21 protein-coding genes are annotated in these 26,470 nt (G+C 36.1%); 12 read left to right on the top strand and 9 right to left on the bottom strand.

Annotation, left to right across the window (positions count from 1 at the left end; translation table 11 throughout):
• The first annotated feature begins 58 nt into the window (after positions 1-58).
• The 6 genes from ACMHJ2_RS14700 (at position 59) to ACMHJ2_RS14675 (ending at position 6,147) form a co-directional block, all read left to right on the top strand.
• Complete coding sequence (locus ACMHJ2_RS14700) at positions 59-1,873, top strand: chloride channel protein (RefSeq protein ID WP_413513624.1); 1,815 nt, start codon at positions 59-61, stop codon at positions 1,871-1,873.
• 640 nt (positions 1,874-2,513) lie between these two features.
• Positions 2,514-2,888: a winged helix-turn-helix transcriptional regulator gene (locus tag ACMHJ2_RS14695; protein ID WP_413513623.1), complete on the top strand. Its 375-nt coding sequence runs from the start codon at positions 2,514-2,516 to the stop codon at positions 2,886-2,888.
• Between the two features lie 6 nt (positions 2,889-2,894).
• A complete protein-coding gene (locus ACMHJ2_RS14690; protein ID WP_413513622.1) occupies positions 2,895-3,716 on the top strand; it encodes a serine O-acetyltransferase in 822 nt (273 codons plus the stop codon).
• Between the two features lie 15 nt (positions 3,717-3,731).
• The gene (gene cysK / locus ACMHJ2_RS14685) at positions 3,732-4,670 is read left to right on the top strand and encodes a cysteine synthase A (protein WP_413513621.1); all 939 of its coding nucleotides are present in this window, start codon (positions 3,732-3,734) and stop codon (positions 4,668-4,670) included.
• A gap of 187 nt (positions 4,671-4,857) precedes the next feature.
• Positions 4,858-5,670: a 5'-nucleotidase, lipoprotein e(P4) family gene (locus tag ACMHJ2_RS14680; protein WP_413513620.1), complete on the top strand. Its 813-nt coding sequence runs from the start codon at positions 4,858-4,860 to the stop codon at positions 5,668-5,670.
• Positions 5,671-5,703: 33 nt separating this feature from the next.
• Positions 5,704-6,147 carry a hypothetical protein gene (locus tag ACMHJ2_RS14675; RefSeq protein ID WP_413513619.1) on the top strand — a complete coding sequence of 148 codons (444 nt, stop codon included), beginning with the start codon at positions 5,704-5,706 and terminating at the stop codon, positions 6,145-6,147.
• 218 nt (positions 6,148-6,365) lie between these two features.
• On the opposite strand, the gene ACMHJ2_RS14670 is transcribed toward ACMHJ2_RS14675, so the two are convergent.
• Together ACMHJ2_RS14670 and ACMHJ2_RS14665 are read right to left on the bottom strand one after the other, a co-directional pair.
• The gene (locus ACMHJ2_RS14670; protein ID WP_413513618.1) at positions 6,366-6,728 is read right to left on the bottom strand and encodes a helix-turn-helix domain-containing protein; all 363 of its coding nucleotides are present in this window, start codon (positions 6,726-6,728) and stop codon (positions 6,366-6,368) included.
• 54 nt (positions 6,729-6,782) lie between these two features.
• A complete protein-coding gene (locus tag ACMHJ2_RS14665) occupies positions 6,783-7,004 on the bottom strand; it encodes a helix-turn-helix domain-containing protein (RefSeq protein WP_413513617.1) in 222 nt (73 codons plus the stop codon).
• 1,348 nt (positions 7,005-8,352) lie between these two features.
• On the opposite strand from ACMHJ2_RS14665, the gene ACMHJ2_RS14660 reads away from it, so the two are divergent.
• From ACMHJ2_RS14660 to ACMHJ2_RS14650, 3 genes are read left to right on the top strand one after another with little or no spacing between them, the layout of a single operon-like run.
• Positions 8,353-11,385 (top strand): SusC/RagA family TonB-linked outer membrane protein, encoded by a 3,033-nt coding sequence (locus ACMHJ2_RS14660; protein WP_413513616.1) that lies wholly within the window; start codon positions 8,353-8,355, stop codon positions 11,383-11,385.
• A gap of 11 nt (positions 11,386-11,396) precedes the next feature.
• Positions 11,397-12,794, top strand: a complete 1,398-nt coding sequence (locus ACMHJ2_RS14655; RefSeq protein ID WP_413513615.1) for a RagB/SusD family nutrient uptake outer membrane protein — start codon at positions 11,397-11,399, stop codon at positions 12,792-12,794.
• Entirely contained in the window at positions 12,784-15,318 is a 2,535-nt protein-coding gene (locus ACMHJ2_RS14650; RefSeq protein WP_413513614.1) for a prolyl oligopeptidase family serine peptidase, read from the top strand. The genes ACMHJ2_RS14655 and ACMHJ2_RS14650 overlap by 11 nt, the downstream gene beginning before the upstream one ends.
• A gap of 89 nt (positions 15,319-15,407) precedes the next feature.
• Here the strand turns inward: ACMHJ2_RS14650 and ACMHJ2_RS14645 are convergent, their stop codons facing one another.
• The 5 genes from ACMHJ2_RS14645 to ACMHJ2_RS14625 form a co-directional block, all read right to left on the bottom strand.
• A complete protein-coding gene (locus tag ACMHJ2_RS14645) occupies positions 15,408-15,698 on the bottom strand; it encodes a hypothetical protein (protein ID WP_413513613.1) in 291 nt (96 codons plus the stop codon).
• A 56-nt stretch (positions 15,699-15,754) separates the two neighbouring features.
• Positions 15,755-17,227, bottom strand: coding sequence for a MauE/DoxX family redox-associated membrane protein (locus ACMHJ2_RS14640; protein ID WP_413513612.1), 1,473 nt, complete (start codon positions 17,225-17,227; stop codon positions 15,755-15,757).
• A 609-nt stretch (positions 17,228-17,836) separates the two neighbouring features.
• Positions 17,837-17,974 carry a hypothetical protein gene (locus ACMHJ2_RS14635; protein WP_413513611.1) on the bottom strand — a complete coding sequence of 46 codons (138 nt, stop codon included), beginning with the start codon at positions 17,972-17,974 and terminating at the stop codon, positions 17,837-17,839.
• Between the two features lie 171 nt (positions 17,975-18,145).
• Positions 18,146-19,402, bottom strand: coding sequence for an alpha/beta hydrolase family protein (locus ACMHJ2_RS14630; protein WP_413513610.1), 1,257 nt, complete (start codon positions 19,400-19,402; stop codon positions 18,146-18,148).
• Positions 19,403-19,511: 109 nt separating this feature from the next.
• Positions 19,512-19,850 carry a n-acetylglutamate synthase gene (locus tag ACMHJ2_RS14625; RefSeq protein ID WP_413513609.1) on the bottom strand — a complete coding sequence of 113 codons (339 nt, stop codon included), beginning with the start codon at positions 19,848-19,850 and terminating at the stop codon, positions 19,512-19,514.
• 297 nt (positions 19,851-20,147) lie between these two features.
• Here ACMHJ2_RS14625 and ACMHJ2_RS14620 point away from each other — a divergent pair, with 297 nt between their 5' ends.
• The 3 genes from ACMHJ2_RS14620 to ACMHJ2_RS14610 all read left to right on the top strand — a co-directional run bounded on the left by ACMHJ2_RS14620 (position 20,148) and on the right by ACMHJ2_RS14610 (position 23,294).
• Positions 20,148-20,705 carry a TetR/AcrR family transcriptional regulator gene (locus ACMHJ2_RS14620; RefSeq protein ID WP_413513608.1) on the top strand — a complete coding sequence of 186 codons (558 nt, stop codon included), beginning with the start codon at positions 20,148-20,150 and terminating at the stop codon, positions 20,703-20,705.
• Between the two features lie 81 nt (positions 20,706-20,786).
• Positions 20,787-22,034 (top strand): beta-ketoacyl-ACP synthase II, encoded by a 1,248-nt coding sequence (gene fabF / locus ACMHJ2_RS14615; RefSeq protein WP_413513607.1) that lies wholly within the window; start codon positions 20,787-20,789, stop codon positions 22,032-22,034.
• Between the two features lie 378 nt (positions 22,035-22,412).
• The gene (locus ACMHJ2_RS14610) at positions 22,413-23,294 is read left to right on the top strand and encodes a hypothetical protein (RefSeq protein WP_413513606.1); all 882 of its coding nucleotides are present in this window, start codon (positions 22,413-22,415) and stop codon (positions 23,292-23,294) included.
• 144 nt (positions 23,295-23,438) lie between these two features.
• Here ACMHJ2_RS14610 and ACMHJ2_RS14605 read toward each other — a convergent pair whose 3' ends face one another.
• Both ACMHJ2_RS14605 and ACMHJ2_RS14600 read right to left on the bottom strand, forming a co-directional pair.
• Complete coding sequence (locus ACMHJ2_RS14605) at positions 23,439-24,935, bottom strand: acyl-CoA dehydrogenase family protein (protein WP_413513605.1); 1,497 nt, start codon at positions 24,933-24,935, stop codon at positions 23,439-23,441.
• 207 nt (positions 24,936-25,142) lie between these two features.
• Positions 25,143-26,006: a helix-turn-helix domain-containing protein gene (locus ACMHJ2_RS14600; protein ID WP_413513604.1), complete on the bottom strand. Its 864-nt coding sequence runs from the start codon at positions 26,004-26,006 to the stop codon at positions 25,143-25,145.
• Positions 26,007-26,470: the final 464 nt, after the last annotated feature.

Raw genomic sequence — 26,470 nt, 5'->3', positions numbered from 1 at the left:
ATAGAAAAAATATTGAAACTAGGTTACTTTTATTGACTATTTAGGCTATTTTTGCACCATGAAAATTTGGAATAAAAAACGTATTGCATACTATTTTAAGCAGACCTTTCGGTATGCAGAGGGTATTTTATTTTTTTTAAAATCGATTCTTTCTGATCGTCAATTTTTATATTTATCCTGTGTTTTAGTGGGTGCATCAAGTGCAATAGCCGTAACGGTATTGAAATCTTTTGCGCATGCTGTCTTCCAATTTGCTACTTACATTGACAATATTTCGCACTTGCCTTATACAAATAGTATTTTACCTATTATTGGTATTTTGCTAACTGTTTTTGTTGTGCGCAAATTTTTAAATGGCAGTATCGAAAAAGGAACCTACCACATTATGATTGCTGTAGCCAAACGCTCGGGTATCATGCCTAAAAAACAAATGTACTCTCAAATTATCACTAGCTCTTTAACGGTAGGTATGGGAGGATCGTTAGGATTAGAATCGCCAATTGCTATTACAGGTGCGGCTTTTGGATCTAATTTCGCACAAAATTACAAACTCAGCTATAAAGATCGCATTTTACTGTTAGGCTGTGGTGTGGCGGCTGGTATTTCTGCGGCCTTTAATGCTCCTATTGCAGGTGTACTTTTTGCTATTGAGATTGTCTTAGCCGATATTGCTGTATCTGCCTTTATTCCCATTATGATTGCTTCAGCAACTGGAACTATTGTAACTAATTTAATGATTAAGGAAGACATCTTACTTTCCTTTAAAAAGCAACTCGTTTTTGATACGTTCAATACCGGTTATTATATCATTTTAGGGATACTCGCAGGATTCTTCTGTGTCTATCATGCTCGAATGTTCCGAAGAACCGAAGCTTATATATCTAAATTTACGAATCACGTCTATAAAAGAGCACTTATTGGTGCAACGATGTTGGCCGTATTAATTTTTCTTTTCCCTACGCTTTTTGGAGAGGGGTATGAAAGTATTAAAACCCTTGCGGGAGATAATCCCGAAAGCATTTTAAATAATACGCTATTGAGCAATTTTGCAACCAATGATTGGGTTTTGCTTCTTTTTGTTGCAGGTGCCGCATTAATAAAAACTTTTGCTGTTGGTTTAACCATGGGAAGTGGTGGAAATGGAGGTAACTTTGCTCCTTCTTTGTTTGTAGGCTCCTATTTAGGCTTCGCTTTAGCTAAATTCTTTTCTCTTTTAGGGGCTAAAGAAATTCCAATTCACAATTTTACGGTTGTGGGTATGGCAGGTGTTATTAGTGGTCTGTTTCATGCACCTTTAACGGGAATCTTCTTAATTGCAGAAATAACGGGAGGCTATGGTTTGATGGTTCCTTTATTAATTGTCTCATCGATTAGTTTTGCCATTGCGAAACACATGGAAAAATATTCAATGGATATTAAATCCATTGCTGAAACAGGCATGGTATTTACTTCAGACAAGGATTCTAATATTCTATCGACAATTAATGTGCATGACTTTATTCGCAATGATATACATGTATTGAAGTCTACGCAAACCACGCAAGATGCCGTAACTATATTTACACAAACGCAACAAGAGTTTATCCCTATTATTGATGAAGAACACCATTTATTGGGTGTAATTAACCTCAACCATGTTCGTCCAATTGTCTTTAGCAGTTTTCAGACAAAGTTTACGCCTATTACCGATTTAATTGAACAACCGATCACTGTCTCTTACCAAGATAGTACCAAGGGTATTATTAATACCTTTGACCAGAAAAAAACAGATTTCTTATTAGTTGAAAAAGACAATAAATACTTTGGTTACATTCTAAAGGCTGATATCTTAGAAGCCTATCGAACGAATTTAAAATCACTTTCTATTAATTAATTACTTTACTGTGTAATCCTAAAAAAAGAAGTAAAATCGCTTAAAAAAGGGAGGGAGTTCTACTAGGGCCAATCAAGCGCAAAAGTTGGGGACTAAAAGTGCTTCTGCGCGATTGTACAAAGTTTTATGGTGTTTTTCGGTTGTACTTACCTACTAAAAATAAGTTTTCCAAAAAAGAGATGCGTTGTTAAATAATAGAGAGTGTCCTTTTGAGACACTCCCTTGTACTATAGATCTTTGTATACGTTATTTTCTCATTTGAAATAGAACAACAAAACAACAAAACCAAATTCCTTACAAGTAGCCGCTCAAAAGAAATCTTAAAAATAAATCTATTTCAAAACAACATACAAAGAACTATTCATTCTTTACAGAGAGAAAACTCTCTACATTTTTCTTCTTTCAAAGATACTGATTAATTTAATGAAAGCGCTTGCCCCCTGCCCCACTTTTAACAATTATTATCTCAAAAAGATACTCAAAATTCGCAATGAGTATATTTAAAGTACTAAAAAATCTATTTTATGTAGAATTTAGTCGATTTATATACTAAAAAAAAGTTAACCAACTTAAACATTGTCTTCTTTTCATTACATTAGCTTTCTATAAAGGAAGTAGCTTTCCACTAAGAAACTAAGGTATGCCTACTATTGATATTGATTATATACAACATACGCTTCATTACATCAGTGGTAAATGGCGGATTCCAATTTTAAACACCCTTTTTCTGGTAGAAAGAGCTCGTTATTCCACCCTACAGCAGCGTTTACCTAAAATAGGCAGTAAAATGCTCACAAGCGAACTAAAAGCCTTAGAGCATTTAAATTTAATGGAGCGCATTTTTACAAAAAACCCAAGAACTATTGAGTATCAATTAAGTGCAAAAGGACGATCTTTGTTCATTGTTTTGGAAGCGCTTTCATCTTGGGGTGAACGCGAATTACCTCAAAAGGCAACCCAATTAACCGCTGAAAACAAACATAAAATCAATCATTTCTTAACTATAAATATCTAATATCAAATGGATTTTATTCAGGAATTACTCTATAAAAATGAAAGCACAAATGCCTTTCTAGATAAAAAAAGAATGGAAAAGTTTACAGATACCCTTTTTCATTTTCTCTTTCAGTTAGAAGACAAAAGATACTATTCGGAACAAGCGATTAATATTAGATTAAATACATTAAAGAATGAATTGATTTCCATTTTATTTAGTATTAATACTAACGAAGATCGATCACATTACCTAGCGAATGATTTTTTTGAAGCACTTCCATCTATTTATGCGCTTCTCAATACAGATGCTACAGCCATTCTAGAAAATGACCCTGCAGCTACTTGTTTACAAGAAGTACATATTGCCTATCCAGGATTTTATGCGATTGCCATTTATCGTTTTGCCCATCAATTGCAAAAGCAAGATGTTCGATTATTACCTCGTATTTGGACCGAATACGCTCATAATAAAACAGGGATTGATATTCATCCCGCCGCTTCAATTGGTTCCCATTTTTGCATTGATCACGGAACGGGAATTGTGATTGGAGAAACCTGTGTAATAGGAACCAATGTCAAGATTTATCAAGGCGTAACCTTGGGAGCTATTTCGGTTTCTAAAGACAAAGCTAATACCCGAAGACACCCTTATATTGAAGACAATGTCGTCATTTATTCAGGTGCTACCATTTTAGGTGGAGACACGCTTATTGGGCATGATTCTGTCATTGGAGGAAACGTATGGCTGACCAAGAGTGTAGATCCAAATTCTATTATTTACAGTAAAAGTAAAGTGTATTCTAAATACACAGACAAATATCCAGAACCTATCAATTTTATTATATAACAAAACCTATTTTTTATGAAAGCAACGACCATTTTAGAAACCATTGGACGCACTCCACATGTAAAAATTAATAAGTTATTTCCTGCTGACTTAAATGTATGGATCAAATTAGAAAAACAAAATCCTGGGGGAAGTTTAAAAGACCGTATTGCTTTAGCGATGATCGAAGATGCTGAAGCCAAAGGAATTATTAATAAAGAGACAACCATTATTGAGCCTACTTCAGGAAATACGGGTGTTGGATTAGCAATGGTTTGTGCGGTTAAAGGATATAAGTTAATCTTAGTTATGCCAGAATCAATGAGTATCGAAAGACGAAAGTTGATGGCTGCTTTTGGAGCAAAGTTTGTACTTACTCCAAGAGAATTAGGAACTGCTGGGTCTGTAGCTAAAGCAACTGAATTAGCAGAACAAATGGAAAACGCTTGGGTTCCTCAACAGTTTAATAATTTTTCAAACCCTGAGATTCACCGCAAAACTACAGCCTTAGAGATTATCAATGATTTCCCAGAGGGTATTGACTATTTGATTACAGGTGTTGGAACAGGTGGACATATCACAGGCGTTGCGGAAGTTTTAAAAGAAAAGTTCCCCAACCTAAAGGTATATGCGGTTGAACCTAAAAACTCACCCGTTTTAAGCGGTGGCCAACCCGGGCCGCATCCTTTACAAGGAATTGGTGCAGGGTTTATTCCCAAAGTAGTAAATACGGCTATTTTTGATGGTATAATTACCATAGACAAAGAGGAAGCTTTCCATTATACCAATCGCATTGCCAAAGAAGAAGGTATTTTAGCAGGTATCTCAACAGGAACTTCTCTGGCGGCTATAGCGCAAAAATTGCCAGAAATAAAAGCTGGTTCTACCATTCTGACCTTTAATTACGATACAGGTGAGCGCTATTGGTCTGTGGATGATTTATTTGATGAAAAAGCAGCAGAATACAAAGAATAAAAAAATACAACCTTATAAAAACCTTTCAGGAGTTCACTTTTGAAAGGTTTTTTTTCTTCTCTATCCTTCCCTATCCTTTCTTTCTTATTTCCTATTTCGTTCTTGCTTGTTACCTTCTTTCACATAAAATCGACAATTCTAATTTTATGTTGTATTTTTGTAGCATACTAAACAGTAAAATCAAAATATGTTAAAAAGAACTTTTCTTCTTGCAGGACTACTTGTTTTATCCGCTTGTAAAACAATCCCTTCAAGTCAAGTTACTTCAACAACCAGCACTTTACACAATATTGAAGTAAATGGTAAATTATATGCGGCCGTTTTCCAACAAAATGCAGCCGAATATCAAGCTTTAGCGGCACAAGCATTTAATATTGCCACTTTAAGAGTAGATGAAATCACAGCGCAAGATTTCAGTAAACCTTTAGCTATTGTTACCGATATAGACGAAACTTTTTTAGATAATTCGCCTTATGCGGTTGAGATGGCACGTCAAGGAAAAATATTTAGCGAAGAAACATGGAATGCGTGGACTTCAAAAGGAGAGGCTTTACCTCTACTAGGTAGTTTAGAATTTTTTAATTATGCGGCTTCTAAAGGAATTGAAGTGTACTATATCACTAATCGCTCTCAAAATGACAAAGCAGGTACCTTAAAAAACCTAAAAAAATACAACTACCCTTTTGCAGATGAACAACACGTGATTGTTCGCACTACAGAATCTAGTAAAGAAGCTAGGCGTCAAAAATTAAGTGAGACGCATGAGATTGTCATGCTTTTAGGAGACAATTTATCTGATTTTTCTACGGCATTTGACAAAAAAACACAAGAAGAACGATTGCAAAATGTCAAAAGCAACCAGACTTTATTTGGCAAAAAATTCATTGTTTTACCAAATACAGGCTATGGTGATTGGGAATCCGCTTTACTCCAATATAAACGCGACTTGACCACCGAAGAAAAAGATAACGCCTACAACAAGAGCGTAAAAGGCTTTTAATTCACAAAAATAATAAATTAATAACTCGACAAAATGAAAAAAATAGTAGCTATTTGTGCTTTTTTGGCTTTGCCATTCGCTATCGCTAGTTGTTCAAGTGATGACAACTCAGTAATCCGCAAAAAAAGTGATTACGAAGGAACTTGGGTAACAGATAGTTTATCTTATACCATTCCTCAGGGTCCAACATTTAAACATAAATTTTCGGATATGCCTGGTGATGATACTGCCGTTGTACAAGATATTATGACATTAACCGAAGACAAAGCTACCTTAGTTGAAACCACTAAAAGTGGTTCTACTAATCCAACAATTCAAGGTGTAATCAAAGATCAAGTAATTACTTTAATTAGTGATGATCCTAGACACACCCCACGAAAAATACAAGCGGCTACTGAACGCAAATTAACTGTTGTATACGACATTAATATGAGAGGGAGTAACCTTCCTGTTACTGTAACATATTTAAAAAAATAAAAACTTCATTTATACCTGCCCCAAAAAAGAACTTTTTTTGGGGCATTTTTTATTGCTCTTTTTATTACTCCCATCTTCCATTTTTAGCTTGTTGACAATAATTAACCACCCACAAATAAACAATTGACGATAAGATACTTAATACAACTATTTTTTCAGTTTTCCTCCCTAAATCTGCTCTCAATTATTTCAGTAAAACAAAATCACTTAGATTTATTTTATTTTTTCTCTTCTATTTTGAGGATCGTTGTTTTTAAAATTCTGACTTTACCTTCCTTTAACACTACATCTTGTTCCATCGTAACAATTATTTTGTCGTATTCAGGCATTGGAAATTGCATTAGATCAGAAAGTTTTTTCATTCCAAAGACTTTAGCTAAAAGTGGTATATGTCTTGTGGAATATTTATAGCCTTGTGTCAATGATTCAACTTTTCCAACAAATGATTTAGTTAATCCCATGGATGTACTCAGGACTTGCTGCGTTATTTTTTTTGCTTTTCTCAATGTTTGGATATACATGATGAAATCAAAATCAAATTGCGTCGTTTCCCAATAGATGATTCTCTTATTCCTATTCATTACTTTATTTTAATCAAGGAAAGCAAAGAGAATACCAAAATAGACAAAACCGAATTATACGTTAACTAATCTACAAAACTCTTGTAAAGATATATTTCTAGCCTCACATATTTTTATTACTGTATTTAAACTAATCGAATATGCTTCATCCTCTTTTATCATTCGAACCGTTTTTTCATCAATATTATGTTTTCTGGCAAACAAACTATTGTTAGAGTATTCTGATATCCATTTATCTCGAATAAACTCTACTATTTTTCTATTTGTACTACTCATTTTAAATTTTTACAAATTATTTCGGATAAGTATCCGTTTTTTTATTTTTTTTCGTATATTAGCCTAACACTAATCAATAAAGACTAAACAATTTAGTTGCCCCTATTACAAGGTCAAATCTTAGTATATCAAACTGTTGTTTTTCCTGTTGCACAAAACACTGAAACACTTCTATCAATGATTCATAGTTAAGATAGTCCTTTGTATCGTGAGCTTTGATTAGTTTATGGCTTATGCCTTTCAGTTCTACTTTATCAAAAAAATAATGGTTCAACTGTAAAGCATCAGGCTGTTTTTACTGGCAAAAAAAAGTAGTTGATGCTACTTCAATTGCCCTCTTGTGAAGGGAATAAAAAATCCCTACACTCCCTCTAAATGACAACTGCCTTGGTGGTATTGAATTGGTTTTTATTTTACATGATTTTGCACTCTAAAAATAAAACCTTTCTTGTTTTTATCCAAAAGAAAACTACCAATAAACGGCATATTTTACTTAGAGGTACGTATTGTGATAGTTCAGGTTAAAAACTGGGCTATCCAAGCGCACAAAAGTCGCAATATATCCTATTGCGCTCTCATATACAGACCTGTCTCCCTTTTGGTCTATAGAGGATAAGAAAGTAAAAACCGAGTTGATAAGCTCACTTGAATCTTTGCTCCTCTCATACATCATCAAAATAAGTACAACGTTTTCAGCGTCTTTCCTTGCTATTTTATCAATAGTGCCTTTGTTTTTAGGGATCATCCTGTAGAAACTTATAGCAAGATTTATAAAAGTAGCCCATTTGGGTAGCAAGTAGCTAAGGGATTTGCAAAACTCGTTTTTTGTTTGTTTCATCCTGTTCCTAACCAAAGTTAGGAGCAGGTATAACAAACCCATCCATCTGCTTAATTTTCACCCTAATACTTATTATTTTAAATTTAAAATAGAAAACTTAAACTATCTCGAATACAACAACTTAACTCTTTATCAAAAGTTTATTTTGGGCATCTTATTACTTACCTCATCCAAGGTAACTTTTAGATTCATTTTGAGACAGTAGAAACAGACTAAAACTTTTATACGCCATTGCTATTAGATATAGCAAGCGTACAGAACCTCTATGCCTATTGCTCTACCTAAATAGAGCTTGTTTTGGGAGACACAAGTCTTTATGAAACAGAGCAATAGGCTATTCTTTCCTATTTTATTTCTATTTCAATCTAAGGAAATAAACACCCCTACTTTAATTATTAACGCAGATACCACTGTTGCTTGGATTTCACTTTAATTCATCTTTGGGTTGATCCTCTGGCAATCTATACCCATGTATATCAGACAATAGTCGTATCTAAATTCACAATTATCATGAGAGTAAAAATACAACCACTTACGTGTTATAGGACATCTATGCTCTTTTTTATTCTAGTTCTTAGTCCTGTTTATGGGTATTCAGCTTCACCTATGCTCGTTGGTATTGCCCTATATCAAGCACCTGTTAAAGGGATAGTCAAAGACAGTCAAGGTGTTCTCCCTGGTGTCACCCTAGTGAATAAACGAAACAATCAAACCATTCAAACAGATGCTCAAGGGCAATTTTACCTAGATCTCAACCGAGGAGATACGCTACTTTTTTCTATGCTGGGTTATCTAGAGCAAACCAGAGTCTATCAAGGAGAAACCTCGTTACTTGTAATGCTCCTAGAAGATACGACCACCCTAAATGAAATTGTAGTTAATGCAGGGTATTACAAGGTCAAAGAACGCGAGCGTACGGGAAGTATTGCCCGAATAACCGCCAAAGACCTCGAATTTCAACCTATCATCAATCCTTTACAAGCGATGCAGGGTCGCATGGCAGGGGTTAGTATTACACAAAACTCTGGCATAGCAGGTGGTGGATTTGATGTACAAATACGCGGAAAAAACAGTTTAAATCCCCTGGGTAATTTCCCGTTGTATTTAGTAGATGGTATTCCCTTTGCTTCAGATAACCTCACCCAGTCCACCCTATCCGAAAGCATCCTATCGGGTAGTTCAATTAGTCCTTTAAACCTAATTAATCCCAATGATATTGAAAACATTGAAGTACTAAAAGATGCAGATGCTACAGCGATTTATGGTTCAAAAGGAGCTAATGGGGTTGTCCTGATTACCACCAAGAAAGGCAATAGCAACCACACCACTTTTATGCTCTCCACTTCACTTGCTTATAATCGGGTAGCCAGTAAAATGAAACTCATGAATACCTCGCAGTTTAATACCATGCGGGAGGAAGCCTTTGCCAATGACGGCATAACGAATTATCCTCCACAGGCCTATGACCTCAATGGCACTTGGGATCGCTATCGGTATACCGATTGGCAAAAAGAGCTCATCGGGGGAACTGCAATCACGCAAGATACCAAACTAACTATCCTGGGTGGAGGTTTAAATACTAAATTTTCAACTTCTATTTCGCATGCAGAACAAGGGAATGTTTTTCCTACAGATAAAAAATTTAAAAGAAACACCTTCAATTTCACTTACAATTACAAAAGCAGCAATCAAGCCTTTGAATTAAACTCATCGATACTCTATGCTCAACTTACCAATGACCAAGTGAATATGGATCCGACGGATCAAGCCCTTAAATTAGCCCCTAATGCTCCCAGCCTTTATCAAGCAGATGGAAGCTTAAATTGGAGTTTTGGTATAATGGGCAATCCTTTAGCTCCTCTTTTGGCTACCTATCAATACAAGAGTACGAATCTCGTATTAAATCTAGGGATGACCTATGCGTTATTGCCCAATTTACAATTCAAGCTAAATACAGGAATCACCTCTAATCAATTTGATGAAGTACAGTTAAAACCTCATACGATGTATGATCCTACTTACGGCTATACCTCTGAGCATTCTTCTTCTGCAAAAGCAATTAATACGTCCAAAAATTTTAGTATTGAACCCCAATTCAATTACCAAACAACTCTAGCCACAGATCATTCGATCAATTTTTTAGTGGGAGCCACCTTTCAAAGCAATGAAAAAAACAACCTAGAAGTATTGGGTAGTGATTTTTCATCGGATGTGCTATTAGCCAACTTAGGTTCTGCTAAAAATATCGCGATTAGAAATTCGGGGGCTTCTGTTTACAACTATGCCGCTTTATTTACCCGGCTCAATTACACCTATAACGATACGTATATTCTAAATCTTACAGCGCGAAGAGATGGGTCTAGTCGATTTGGAAAAAACAAAAAATTCGGCAATTTTGGAGCTTTTGGAGCTGCTTGGATTTTCAGCAATTACGCTTTTTTATCCCATCAATCTTGGTTATCCTTTGGCAAATTGCGCGCGAGCTATGGCATTACAGGTAGTGATGCGATTGGGGATTATCAGTACTTAGACACCTATGAAAATGGGGATTACTATTATAATCAAACCCCAGGGCTCATTCCCTCCCGCTTATACAACCCCAATTTCAGTTGGGAAGAAACAAGAAAATTCGAAATGGCTTTAGAATTCTCCTTACTTAATGAGCAGGTACAAGGTTCGGTTGCCTTTTATCGCAATACATCTTCAAATCAGTTAGTTGGCATTCCGCTTCCAGGAACAACAGGTTTTAGTTCAATTCAAGCGAATCTCCATGCCACCGTTGAAAATAAAGGATGGGAATTTACCTTAAATACGGCGCTTATTCGATCAAAAAATTGGCAGTGGAACCTGAATTTAAATTTTTCAATTCCTCAAAACAAACTCGTTAGTTTTCCCAACTTAGAAGGCTCTACCTATGCTTATACCTATGTTGTTGGCCAATCAACAAGTGTACAGAAATTTTACAATTATTTAGGGATTGACCCTGCAACGGGCTTATATCAGTTTGAAGGCTATCAGGGTGAAAACTCTCTATCTGCTCTTACTGATAAGACGATTATGAAAAATATCGGTATTCAGTATCACGGCGGATTAACCAGTACCCTGCGGTATCGCAATTTAAACCTCGACCTTACTTTTCAGTATGTCAAACAATATAACTTCAACTATTACAGCACATTGAGTATACCCGGATCTATAAACAATCAACCCGTTGAATTTGTTGACCGATGGAACGAAGCGCATCCAAACGCTTCCCATACGTTCTACTCTACAGGAGCGAATCAAACGATAAATGAATTGACAAGCTTGCTTTCTCAAAGTACGAAAGCCGTATCTGATGCTTCTTATCTCCGCTTAAAAAACATCAATCTATCCTATGCGATTTCCTTTCCAAAGGCACATGTCCAATCCGTACTCTTCTACTTTCAAGGACAGAACTTATGGACCTTAACGAACTATTTAGGCTTAGATCCCGAATTTCTGTCTCTCGGTTATCTTCCTCCTTTAAAAACCTATGCTTTTGGTATTCAAGTCACACTTTAAACAAACAAATTATGAGAAAAATTCCTATCCTCAACCCCAAGATAAGACTATTAGGTATACTTATTCCACTAAGTTTCCTATCGCCTTCTTGTGAAGCACTCCTTGAAGTTGATTTACCCGCCGATCAAATCAATACGGATCAAGTATATCAAAATATAGCCCTAGCAGAACAAGCACTTAATGGCATCTATGCCAACCTAAGAGAAAAATCAATCCTAAGTGGTGAGAGTTCGGGCTTAGGCACCCTTTTGTCTCTGTATACGGATGAATTAACCGCATATGAAGAACCGGGTTCTATCAATGAATTTTCCGCTTTCTATTCCAATGCTATTCGCTCTTCTTCTTTAGTATTAACGGCTATTTGGGATCAATCGTACAATCAAATTTACACCCTCAATCGCTTTATAGAAGGCGTGACAAATTCTTCTCAACTAAGTTCGAATGAAAAAGAGCGATTACTCGCAGAAGCTTCTTTGTTACGGGCTTTGTATTATCAATACCTCACTTGTTTATTTGGCGACATTCCCTATACCACCACAACCGATTATCAAATTAACACCAAGCTACAGAAAACACCACATGAAACAGTGCTAATAGCGATTGAAGAAGATTTAAAATACAGCCTGGAGCATTTGTCCTATTCCTATCGAAGCCCCTATCGGATTTATCCCAATAAAGCCTGTGCTGAATTGTTGCTTGCTAAAAATTACGCACTACAAAACAACTACACCCTCGCTGCACAAACGCTAAATACAATCCTACAAGTACCTGACTATGCCCTTGAACAAGATCTCGCTAAAGTATTCAAAAGAGAGGCAAAAAGCACCCTTTGGCAATTGGATTCCAATGCTGAAGGAACGCCTACATCCGAAGCTAAAAACTATATTTTCGTGACTTTACCTCCGATTCGCTATGCGCTAAATCCGAAACTCTTAACTCAGTTTGCTTCCACTGATTTAAGAAGAACCCATTGGATTAAAACCCTCACGGAGGGTCAGCACTCTTTTTCACATGCTTTTAAGTATAAAAACAACAACAGCAATGCGGACGAATACTCCCTTGTATTTCGATTGGAAGAAGTGCTCCTTTTAGAAGTAGAATCCTTCCTATACCTTGGACAAACAGCTGAAGCTATCGGACAATTAAATCGCTTGAGACGACGAGCCAATCTCTCCCCATTGGCTTTGGATTTATCCGTTGAACAAGTTATGCAAGCCTATTTAGATGAGGACCAACGCGAATTTTTTACGGAACACGGGCATCGCTTTTTTACGTTAAAGCGAAACCACCAATTGGCTCAATTAAAGAATTACAAACCCGGTTGGCAAGACTTTCATCAAGTATGGCCTATCCCACAAAAAGAATTATTACTTAACCCTAATTTACAACCCCAAAATCATGGCTATTAAAAAATGTTACCTTGTACTAAGTACTTTGTGTATGTACCTCGCTAGTTTTGCCCAAACGCCAGAACTACCAACCCCTATCGATCCTGGATGGAACAAACTATCCAATATATCCATTTCTCCAGATGGAACTTGGCATATCGTTAAAGAATCTTTTGAAGATACACCCGGCAAGACTATTATTCTTAACTCTACAACAAAACAGCAATTTGAATTCTCTGATATTGCAATGATTGACTTTGTATCCAATCAACTGGTTATTTATCAAACCTCAACTACAAACGCTATTACACTTTTTAATTTGCAAAGTTTGCAATCGTATACCTTAGAAAACAGCCTATTGTCCAAAATACTGATTAAAAATAGTTTGCTTTTCTACAAAGATTTAACGACAAACGAACTATCGTTTCTGCAATTTACAGCTACGGGATTTAAACCCGTACACCATGCTGAAGGCATATCCTTTACCAAATACACGCTAAGCCCCGATACTAAAAAACTAGTCTATCAAACTGCGGATAGTGCCTTGTATATCTTTGATTTACAAACGAACCAAACGATTCCACTCCATGCGAATGTATCTCCTATACTCCTTTTTCATTGGACTGCTAATTCCAATTATGTAGCGTTTGAACCTCAAGTATTTGATCAAAATGCACTCACCTATTATGATGTTGCTCACAATACATGTTCTACGATTCCTCTAGCAGTCGAAGACAAGAAAATGAATAGTATTGGCGGTATTTTTTACAAGCAAAACGAGCTTGTCGTTTCGTATTTTTTTGAAGCTTGGAAGGTTGTTTTACCCGATGTTCGCATTGACCAATGGGTAACGAATGACAAAAAACTAGAGAATAAAAGCCATCCAAATGTTCCCCATCCAAATATGCGCCGTCTAAAATACGATTTAACAACCCATCAAACAACGCTCTTACCTCAACTGGATAGTTATGATATCTTAGACACCCCTGACCCTGAATCTATTCTTTTATTTGATGCGCAAAGCACCTATAACTACACAACTAGTAATCGGCATAGTACTGCTCGTTTTTTTGACGTTCAAACCGAAAAAGTAGTTCCTATTTTCGCTAATTTACCCAATTATACCACTCTATTCTCCTATTCTCCCGATGGAAAATACATTGCCTATAAACTACCTAAAAAAAATTGGGTCATCTTTGCAATTTCAACTGCAACGCGAACCGAAATAAAAGGAACCGCAAAAAAAAATCCAAAGGATTCTTCTATTCTGAATTGGGATTCAGCCAATCAATCAGTTTCCTTTATTTATGATTCAAATTTATATACGTATGATTTAGCGCGTGGCGTCCTTCGAAACCTAACCTCCTTTACCAATAAAAATCGAGTCTTAGAATTAATCAATGTGCGCTATTTTAACATGCAATATCCCCAAATGCTTTTACCCAAGGAACTGCTAGCTACAGATCATATCTTATTCACAGCGCTCGATCAAACCACTAATCAAACGACGCTCTATTTACTAAATAAGCAAGAGGAACTCGTTCCGATAGAAACAACAGCGAATCTCTTGCAAAATTTTCAATGGAATGACACGTACACACACCTTAGTTACACTTCTGAAAACTACAACCAAGCAACTCATTTGAAATTATGGCATGACCATACTGTAGAGACAATACACGAAAGTAGCATCCCCGCAGCATTATATACCGATAGAAAACAAAAAATAGTCGAATATACATTCAATGGTCAAACCTTAAAAGGCGCTTTATTTTATCCGAAAGATTTTGACCCAAGCAAACAATACCCCATGGTTACCTCAATTTATCAAGTACAACACCATGTTCACTATATGTTTGATATACCGAGCTATGCCACAGAAATAGGGTTTAATCGAAGCTTATATACCGAAAATGGCTACTTTGTGTTCTATCCCGATATTGTTTACAACGAAAAAGGCCCTGGTGTATCTGCTTTAAAATGCGTACAAAAAGCCCTAAAAACCGTTTTAAAACAGGAGAAGTCCATCAACAGTAAAAAAATAGGTTTATTTGGCCATTCCCATGGAGGCTATGAAACGAACTTTATTGTTACCCAAACAGATCAGTTTGCAACCGCCGTTTCAGGAGCGGGAAATTGTGATCTTGTTCGCTCTTACTTTTCATTTAATAAAAATTTTGGTAGCCCGTTTTACTTTCAATTTGAGAATGAACAGTATGAGATGGCCTCTCCCTTTGCACAAGACAAAAAGCTCTACCTAAACAATAGTCCAATTATGTATGTGGATCAAATCAAAACACCAATCTTCCTTTGGTCCGGCAAACACGATGAAAATATTTTTTGGGGACAATCAAAAGAATTTTTTATTGGCCTACAACGCTATAAAATACCGAATATCACCTTGTTTTATGAAGAAGAAGGCCACGCTCTTTTTACACCTAAAAACCAAAAAGATCTAAGCATCCGAACCCTGCAATGGTTTGATTATTTCTTAAAGGATAAAACCACTACCGCATGGATTAAGGAAGGGACTACCTTTGACTAAAAAAATGGGCGTCTAAAAAGCTTTCAAAAACGAAGCGGGTGTCCTTTTGAGGCACCCGCTTAAATTACTGACTTCAGTTGAGTCAAAATCTATCTTCTGTACAACGTGTTCGTACATAGAATTTGATTGCCCACTTTTTCCATTCCATATAAGCGATGGGTAATACTAGTTGACGGATCATACCACGTACACAACACAATTCCCTGAGTTAAACAAGCATCTTTTACATTACAAACTCTTCCAAGTACTTCTGAAGGTAAAAAGGCTTCTACTAATTGATTTTCTTGTGACATATTCAACGCATTAGAGGCAAATGCACCACTGATAGCAAGCGCAAATACACCGATTTGCAAACCTGCTTTTTTGATAAAATTTTTCATTTTTCTTATTTTTTAAAATTGTAATTTAAAGCGCCTAAGTAAGGCAGCGCCACTCCTTATAGAAACTTACTGGTTAGCGATTTGGCCATTTTGTAACGAACAAGTTTCTGTTCAAATAGGCCATAGAAATAGGAATCTGTGACCCAAAAATCAGTTAATTTATCTTCCCCTAGGTGGTCGACATAAAAACTGCCTACATATGTATCTTCTTTCCAATCATAGACATCGATAATTTGCTTGCTCTTCCAAAGTATTAGAGATTCATTTTTGCCTATCGAATTGGAGATAATAAACAAGAGATTGCGGTGAATACTCGCTTTTGCATTCAAAGGTAAAACGGGTTTTGTCATCTTGTGCTCACCCGAAGCTAATCGTTTTGTGGTTATATCTACCAAGCGTGTTGTATCTATGGTTTGTTGTCGTTGAATTAATGCCAAGTTTTTGTCCGTTTGAAAAAATTGATTGCGGTAATAGTAGATATAGATTAGTGATTGGTATTCCGCACTAAAACGCATGATTCCATCTGAATCAAATAAACCATTTGCTTTTGGCTCCAAAAGAGTTGTTGCAAGTTGTAGTTCTGGTTTTTTGTTTTTGCTCCAAAGACCTAACACTGGTTGATAGTCTTTTTGGAGTATTGCTTTAAAAGCCATTCGATTAGAATCAAGGGGAATAAAATCAGAGAAAAAAGCTGTTTTTTCGCTCCAAATCTGCGTCAATTTAATCGAATCTCGGGTATCTAATCGCCCTTTAAAAACAAGTGCCAAAGAACCATCTCCTAAGAAGAAGTAAGGGTATCGAATTTTGAAACTCAATTGGGTGTATTTCCGCTTTACGGAATCTAATTGAATCGTAAACGCATGGGTTTGCTTTGCCGAATCAACAGCAATAAAATGCAAAGGCGCTGCATAATTTCCCAAATACACGTTCTCCTTCTCACTACCAGCAAAATAATACGAATTAACTTTCAAATCTAAGGTTTGGCCTTCGAATATTGCATGCGGAAAAAATCTTCGAATAAAGGGATTTTCTTTTTTGACACTGTATTCGGAAGAGTAAAACAAGCCTACTAGCAAAGTACCGCTAGCTATCGTTAGTACAACACTATAGATACTAAATCTTAGCGGATTCGCTTCTACCAAATAAAGGGCAATCAATGCTAGGATACTTACGCCAATATTAAACCAAAGATGCGTATTCCAGTCCATTTTTTCGAGAATTCCACCACAGGAACACGGAATAAAATCACTATAATTGATACTCAAATAGATGTAAAAGGTAAAGGCAACCATCAACCCATAACTCAGATACAAACCGATTCGTCTCGTTCGCTTGTTAACAAGTAGTAAAGCAACGGTAAATTCAATCAAGAGTATGAGATATGCAATACGATGCCCGTATGTACTTACTATCGGAGATTGAGTAAGTTGCACAGAAAAGGTATCAAAAGCCAAGAGCTTACTTGTAGCTGCATACACAAACAGCAATACAAAAAAATAGCGAACAAAAGAGATTAACTTCGTTTTCATAGGGAGACTTTTATAAATTAATACGAATTAATACTTTAATAGCCAAAACCCTTAATTTACATAGAAGTTAAGTCAGAATAGATTCCTGCGACACTACAGGTTTTACAAAAACTTCTATACAAACTAAAACGAAGAAATCTATGCGTAAAAGTTACTGTGATTTTTATGCATCCTACTTCTTTATTTATTCTAAAAAAGGCAAAAAATAACAGGTAAAAAAAGATAAAAATCTACATATTAGCTATCAAATATAGTTGGTATCCGATTGAATTAGGTCAATCCACACAAATGGATTAAAAGTCGATTTAAATTAACACAAATACACCTAAAACAATTAAATAACGATTAAAAATAAAAAATAACTCACATAAAGCGAGGTTGTATTAATATTTTAACAATTATATATTTGTTTATTTAATGCATTTACTATTCGTTGTTTCATTTGTATCTTTTTATTTTTCTTTGAGTAGAGGTAAAAAGACCAAATAATTGTATTCAACTCGAAATGAGTCACTTGCTAGTAGTAAAAGATGGTAGGCTTAAGGAAGAAGTAGGCTGCGATATTTTTAAATCGCCTCAGCCTGATGTTCAGATCAACAAGTGGACGGTTTATTTTTTAATGGTAAACTGGTTGACAATCTCTTTTAAAAGGGCCTTGCGTTTGGCTTCTGCCTCTTGCTCTTTTTGCTTTTTCTTGGCGATTTTGTCTTTTACTATTTTTCGGTTTGTGGCTGTATTTCTGCTCATTGGTCTATCTATTACTGCGGACAACGAATTTTGGTTTGCAAAGGTAAAACAAAAAATAAGTTTCTTTGTAGGACTTAAAAAAATAAGCCTGAATCTAAAATCCAAGCTTATTTTTAGTTTATCTATCGCTATAATCGACTTGTTGTCTTTTAACTGCACAAAGTATTATGACTATTTACTAGGTAGATATTTTTGAGCAAAGGAAATCAGTTGATCCGTACTTTGAACAATCGCTTGCGTATGTGAAGCCCCTTCTACCAAGAGTAACTCAACGTGAGGAGAACCTAGCGCTTTCAATTGTTGAACTAAGTCTACCGTAATGGTATAAGGCACATTGGTATCGGCAGTTCCTTGGATAACTAAAACGGGGTTATCTATCCTTTTCGTTCCGGGTTGATTATCGCGCAGTGACTTTTGTATAACCACATTGGTTTTAAATACGTCTTCATCTAAACCTGGATAATCCATTACTTTACGGGAAGTATCCTCCATCATAAACGCAACAATGTCCGTCTTGTAAGCATTTCTGACCTCATCTAAGCACGCTCCATTATCTCCATTTGTGCCCTCCGCTAAAGAAGCAAAAGCCTTACTTCTTCCCTTAAACATGATCGTATAATCAAAAGTAGGTGTATCCGCTTTGAGTCCCACACCAGATAAAGCACCATAAGCTAACAAGGTAGCATAGGTAACAATCGAATTTCGCTGTTCTAAAGCAATCGGCGGTACCGCTTTATTTTCTTGTCGCTCCATAGCTTGTAACGCTTTAGGAGCAACGTCAAACATGATTTTTTCCATATCTGATCCTGGAGCGCCTGCTATTGTTCCTTTATACGTTGCATCCTTAGCTGCGTATTCTGCCACACCCAACGAAGCTTGTCCTCCTTGTGATTGGCCCGAAGACATCCAATCCCCTTGAAAATCCTCTTTGTATTGCGCTTTGAGTGCATTAACCGCATAAATACACGATAAGGCTTCACTTTTTAAATTTAAATAGGGATGAATACCAGGAGTACCTAACCCTTCGTAATCAGGAGCTACTACTACATACCCTTCTTCTAAAAGTCTTTGAAGAGACACTTTGAAATTAGCGCTAATAGGTTTATTACTTGGTGCACAGGCATCGCCTACGCCTACAGTTCCATGTCCCCATACGATCATGCGCCATCCATCCTTCGGTTTTTGTGTTTTTGGATAGAAAACCAAAGCCGTCGCTTCAACCTCAGAACCTTTAATTCCAGGCATTCGATACGTCATAATCGCAATCCTAGAGGCTTGTTCTAGTTGGTCTAACGTATAGTTAGATTCTGCCTTATACAACGAATTATCCTCTGGTTTATTCGACGTGTTATCGTCCGAACAAGCCACAATAAATAGGCTACACAGCGCTAGTAAAAGCACAGGTAAAAGTCTTTTTCTTTTTTTCATTTTTCGTGTGTTTTTTTGTTAAATTAAATATACACTATTTAAATTTTAAACTTAAATTAATAATTAACAAAATAAACACACATGAACAGGCATTTTATCAAGACAGCCGCTATTCTTCTTCAAGAATTGATGTTCCTTTTGATTGATCCCCAGATGTCCAAGTCCAAACCTCATGTAATCTAATTTTTCCGTTCTGTAGAACTTCAGGCGTTGATTTACAAATGCCTGTCATCAATTCCCCATCCGTATTGATTTGATGGTATCTCATGTCAATATTTCCGCTTTCATCGACAAGTCCTATCAAGTGTCCCTTTTTTATTTTACCTCCTTTGTATTCTGAAGTTAAAATATTGCCTTCTTGTTGGTAATGAAAAATCGTATCCTTAGAAGTTTCTCCATTTTCGGTATTGCTAATTGGCCTAAAGGTTTTGTTGTTGTAATTGATCATCTTAAACTTTATTACTATTTATTTCACTTTTGTTCTCGCCTTTCTTGAATGTTAAATACAAAAAAAATCAAGTGCCTGAAAAATACTACTTTTTATTTTCATATCTAGCTATTAGTTGGCATGTACCTCTCTTCAATCTTCAACAGCGCTATACAAGTAGGTATTACAAGTGCTAAAAATAGCCATACTCAAGCAACAGATTTTCTTTTTTTCGTCCTCTCTCTTTTAAATTTTAGCTAAAAATTTGTTTACTTACTAATTAGTAAGTAATATTGTTCTGTCATTAAATTGAAAAGCATGTCTGGAACAAGAGAGCGCATATTGGAACTTGGAGAAGAATTGATTTTAACGAAAGGATACAATGGGTTTAGCTACCAAGATATATCCACGGAGTTAGGTATTAAGAATGCCGCGATTCACTATTATTTTGCCAGTAAAGAGAATTTGGGAACTAGTATTGTAAAGACGAATATTCAGCGTTTTGAAGAAATGATAGCGAATATGGAAGCGTTGGATTTTGATCCTAGTAAAAAAATAGAGACGTTTATCAAGATTTACATTAAGAGCCAAAGAGAGCGTAAACTGTGTATTGTAGGTGCTTTAAGTACAGATATTGAAACTCTTTTTCCTACAACTCAAGTAGAAGTTAAAAAAATAGTGGACTTAATTGTTCATTGGTTAGCTAGCGTCTTAGTTGAAGGAAAAAAAGCGGGTATTTTTCAGTTTGAAGAAGAAGAACATCAACGTGCTTTTATGATCTTATCTAGTTTAGTAGCGAGTTTACAACTCGCTCGCGTAAAAAAATACGTCGATTATAAAAACTATTGCTATTCACTTTTAGAACAATTAAAATAAAATATTTGCCCCCTATCCTTTGATAGGTAAATTTTTTTAAACTCACCACTTACTTATTAGTAAGTATAAACTTACCACAATATGAAAAGAGTTGTTATTACAGGCCTCGGAGCTATCACGCCTTTGGGAAATGATGTAAATACCTTTTGGACTAATGCCATACAAGGAAAAAGCGGAGCTGCGGCTATCACTCACTTTGATGCCACCCATTTCAAAACCACTTTCGCTTGTGAAGTGAAAGGTTTTGACCCCTTGCGTTACTTTACGAAACCTGAAGCAAGAAAAATGGATCTGTTTACCCAATATGCCATAGCAGCAGGAGAAGAGTGTTTACAAGATGCTCAGTTAGATTTGACGTCTATTAATCCGCATCGTATCGGTGCGATTATAGCCACGGGAATTGGTGGACTAGAAACCTTAGAAGAAGAGATTTTAAATTTTGCAAAAGATACTACTCAACCTAAATTCAATCCCTTTTTCATCACCAAGATGATTTCGAATATGGCTGCTGGTCAGCTATCGATTCGCTATGGTTTAAAGGGGATTACGTATGCTGTAGCCTCCGCATGCGCAGCAGCGAATAATGCGATAGGCAGTGCGTTTGACGCGATTCGCCTTGGAAGAGCAGAACTCATTTTAGCAGGAGGAACCGAAGCAACTATTTGTCGATCGGCTATTGCGGGTTTTAATGCGATGAAAGCGCTATCTACAGCTAATGAGGATCCCGCCGCAGCGTCTAGACCTTTTGATGCCAACCGCACGGGATTTGTTGCGGGTGAAGGGGCTGGTATCTTGCTGTTGGAAGAGTTAGAACACGCCCTACAAAGAGGCGCTAAGATTTATTGTGAATTGGTTGGCTATGGCGCTGCCTCCGATGCGTATCACGTAGCAGCCACACATCCTGAAGGGGAAGGCGCGATTGTCGCGATGCAAACTGCTTTGGCAGAGGCTCAATTAACTCCAGGAGATGTTGACTATATCAATGCGCATGCTACCTCAACATCCGTTGGAGATATTAGTGAATGCAAGGCCATTGAACAGGTGTTTAAAGCACATTTACCGCAGTTAAACATCAGTGCAACCAAATCCATGACGGGTCATCTTTTGGGTGCTGCAGGTGCTATAGAATCTATTTTGTGTATCAAGAGTATTGAACAGGGCATCATACCTCCTACTATTAATCTCACGGAACTCGATGCAGCAATTAGTTCGCAACTGAATCTAACGCCTACTATTGCGCAACACAAGTCCGTTAAAGTAGCTATGAATAATACGTTTGGCTTTGGCGGACATACGTCAAGTATCGTGTTTAAACAATTTGAGAACTAAAAAGTAGCAAGAAAGCTTAACTTTTTGGCTAAGCTTTTTTCTTTTTCTTATTTTAGCTATTTACTTTCAAGAATCTTATTTCTGAGGAGTCTAACTCGTGATCCTATTTTTTAGGCACTTCTTAGAATTGATTGTACAATCGACAGAATATTTCACACTTATCCTTATGAAAAAGGACTTGAAATTCATGCTTTTAATGCTTCTTTTGGGTACTTTGTTCGGGTGTTGTTCGGGTATTGTTCGAGTGTTGTTCGGAAAAATAGACTTTTTACCGAAGAAACTCAAAACCAAAAGGGTTTAAATATCCTTCTTTAAAACCTAGGATTACTATATTCTAAACTGTAATTTTGCCCCCCTAAAAAAAATAAATAAATTCCTATGAAATTACGATTCTTAATCCTTTTGTTAACCCTTATTGGCTTCATCAGTTGTAATGATCCCTTTCAAAGACAAGATTTTTATGTCTCCAATCCGACGGATAAGGAAATAAAAGTCTATATTGATGACCAGTCCTATACCCTAGCGCCTCAAAGTTTTGAAAAGCTGACACTAAGTGCGGGTATACATGAATTAACGTATGAGCAACAAAAGACGAAGTTTAATGTATTCAAACAAAATTCGGGTGGTATTATCAACCCTACTTTAGCTCCTCATTATGTATATTCTATGGTATATGCCTCGGAAGGAAACTTTGATAAATTTGGATCTTCAGCAAAGGAAGTCCTAATTGATGGGGTTCTTTATGAAGATAATATTAAATCTACTCAGGCGCTGTTTATTGATAATAATTTATATCGATGTACCTACTTTCTTGGGGAAGCTTATCCCGAAGAACAAGTATCTTATAATAAGAATACTGTGGGCAACTTCTTCAATAAGTTCTTTACGAAAACGGAGTTTATTGCTTTTTACGAAGAAGTACTACCCGCTGAGTATAAAGGGTATCACCAAGAAAACAAGGTTACCGATGGTGAAAATACAATTACAGAACCGAATACTTTGGAATTGCGACTTCCAGATATAACTCAAGCGAACGCAATTGCCTCTTATCAAAAAGAGATTGATCTAGTACAGGAATTCAAGACCTCTACGGATGCAGGAAGACAAAAAGAGATTCAAAAAGAGCTTTTTGATTTAGCTATGAGTCGCTCCAAACTCAATATCAATTACAGTGAATTAACTCCGGCACAGAATCAAACGATGAATGATTTTGTTCATGCCAGTGGAAGAATATCTGGTGCGGGAATTATTCAACTTTAATTCCCTAGTACTCCCTTTGTATAAACAACCTTATTTCTAATTTGTTATGTTTTTTCAAATTCGAATAGAAATGCCCCATAAAGTTAACTTTATGGGGCATTTCTTATGGGTTATTCAAGCTTTAAACTTGCAGTTTTTCTCTTTTTAAAAAGTAGTCCAATCTGAATTTATCGTATACTCCACAACAGGATCAATATCATTTTGCGAATTAAGTTGTCCATGAAAAGCTGCCAAATCTGAAAGCACATTTTGACGCGTAATCTCAACTAATTGTGCATTAAAACCATTCATTTTCAGTACAAATTGAAAACCGATAACGCGTGAAATCATTTTACCAATCAGTATCATATTGCGTTGTTTTAAAGTGCTGTCCACATTAAAATCCAATTGAGATTTAAAGTAATCTACACTCAAATTGGTGCGTTCATACCCTTGCATAAAACCATATACGTTCGTTTCTTTCTCTTTTCGCATTAATTTCAATACACCTTCAGCAATCTGTCCATAAAGCATTTCGTTTGATCCTTCAAAAATTTGGAAAGGTCTACAATCTACTAGGGAACGACCCGCAATATGATCCAATCGATACCCATTTGCTCCTGCTAATTGTAAACTAATTTGAGCCGATTCTTGCATCAAATCGGTAACTAAGGCTTTAAGCACATTGGCTTCAATGTTCATCAGGGCTAAGTTTTTGTCAATGCCACTTTCTTCCACACTAAACAGGCACATCCCTGAACATAGGGTATAAGCCGCTTGGATTTTTGAAAGCTGGTATTTTACTGAATCTATATTCAATAAAGAGGTACCTCCCACTTGTCTTTCTTGACAATGTGCCAAGGATTCATCTAACAGTCTTTGGATAAAGCCCAATCCCATACCTGGAAATTGGAGTCTACTGCGATGAAGTGTATCTAACATTAATTTAATTCCTGTGCTCTCCGCTACTAATTTTTGTTCTGCTGGTATAGCTATATCAATCTCATTGATTCCGTAAGGAATGGCATATAAACCTAGGTTATTATAGCGATGGGTCATCGGAATATGCTGATCGGGATGCTTATTTTCGGAGACAAAAAAATCAATATCTCTTGCCAATTCACCATTGGGTTTCACCTCTCTAGCGGTTACTAACCAAAAATCAGCTGCTCCACTTAAACCTTGCCAGTGTTTTTGTCCTTTAATATGGAACATCTCTCCTTCTTGCTTGAAAGCTGTTTTCATATTCAAAGCATCACTTCCAAAGGCCTTTTCAGTTATCATTAATCCGCCCATGGCACTGTTTTCCATAAACTGTTTAAAGATTCTCTCCTGAACAGCACTTTGTCCATATTTAGCTAAAGGTTCTAAAAAAAGCGCAATGTTGATACCAAAGGTCAGGGAAAGAGCCAAAGACTCATAAGAGGCTGCTGAAAGGATTTGCAGGCATTCTTTTACAGAAACACCTCTACCGCCATACATTGTTGGAATAGCTACAGATAAGGGTTTTTTGTCCATGACTTCCGCGAGTAATTCAGCTGGAAAATCACGGTTAAGTCCCATCGTATTGTAATCATATTTCTCGCGAAACAAATGCTTCAGATGTTGCTTGAACTCTTTTATATAACTATTAAAATCACTGTTTTCTGTTACTGTATTCATTTCTATTCTCTGTTATCAATTAAATAAATCACCGATTGCTTGGTAGTACCTATACTTTTTACCTCAAATACTGCCTTGACATTACAGCAAGTAGTGGTATAAAAACTGAGCAAATCTTTGAACAAAGATAAGTAATTGAAAGAGAAACAAATATGATGGTTTAGATAAAATATAGGACAAATCGTGCATTATAGTACATCCATGTACTTATATTTTACGATATTCTGAAGGTGTAATTCCCACATTTTTTTTAAAAAGACGCGCAAAATAAGAAGGATCGGCAAAATCTAATTCATAGGCAATGGTAGCTACACTTTTATTGGTTTCCAATAACAAAAGTTGACTGTGAATAATAGCAATCTCTAAGATGAGTTGCTTGGAGGATTTTTTATACACGGCAGAAACACATCGGTTGAGGTAATTGATGGATACCTTAAGTTGATCGGCATAAAAATCAACGGTCTTTTGCTTATTAAAATGCAAATGGACGAGTTGTTTGAACGTAATTGCAATTTCTTGTTTACGCTCTAAGGATTTCGTAGAATCTGAGAGTTTAATTATCTTCAAGGCAATCGTTTTAAAGATACTTTCATACAGCTCTTTGTAAGGTGCTTCGCTGTATATTTCGCTATACAGCAAGTCAAGCAGTCTCTCGAGTTCTGCACTGGTTTGGGTAGTGAGATTGAGTAAGGGAGATATCGTAAAGATATTTAAGATTTGGGTTTCTCGAAACATAGAGGTCATGGCATGCTCTTTAATTAGGACACAATACCCTTGTGCTAATTTATCAACGGATTGAATGGCAGATATATGACCGTAATTACAGGTTAAAACAGCAGGAGCTTCAACCATAAAAGTAGTTGATTCGATCTGCTGTGTAAAATACCCTTCTGTGAGATGGATCAATAAATTATAACCAAAGATGATGGGTGGTATCGGAATTTTCAAAAAAGGCGCTATGTCCTTTAGTGAAAAAATCTTAATTGGCGTGCGAATATAAGTCAAGTTACTCAGACTCGCATCCATGAACTTGGAAACAAACTCATCTGCATTAATTTGATTTTCTATCATGTTCATCGGTATTTCTTCAAATTTCCTAAATCTAATTGGATTTGTAAGGCTGTGGAGGAACTTTTGTTTCAAAATGGGCTTATTCTTTTATCAAAAAAGGGGTTTACCCATTCATACCTACTCTAATCTTACTTTTTTTCTATTAGTTCATGAATTCCACCCTTGAAAAAACAAGGAATTTGAGGGTGTGATTGTTAAATAACCCACAAAATTCTACTATCTGCATTTTGGATACAGGAATCCGCACTTTGGAAACATTTGATTTTTAAAGTAAAAAGAGCGTATTATTTACTATTTATCGGCCTTCTACAGTAGGTCTGATTAGTAGTAGATCCAGATTATAGAGTATTTAAATGCTCTATAATCTGGATCTACAAAGGGTTTGTCATTAATTCAAAAAAACAATTTTATTTTGAACTTATACTCTTTAAGAGACAGTACCCTATCTTCTTTGCGAATTGGAC

The sequence above is a fragment of the Myroides odoratus genome (assembly GCF_965118575.1).
Taxonomy (GTDB): Bacteria; Bacteroidota; Bacteroidia; order Flavobacteriales; family Flavobacteriaceae; genus Flavobacterium; species Flavobacterium odoratum_B.
This window is presented reverse-complemented; position numbering and strand designations above follow the sequence as displayed.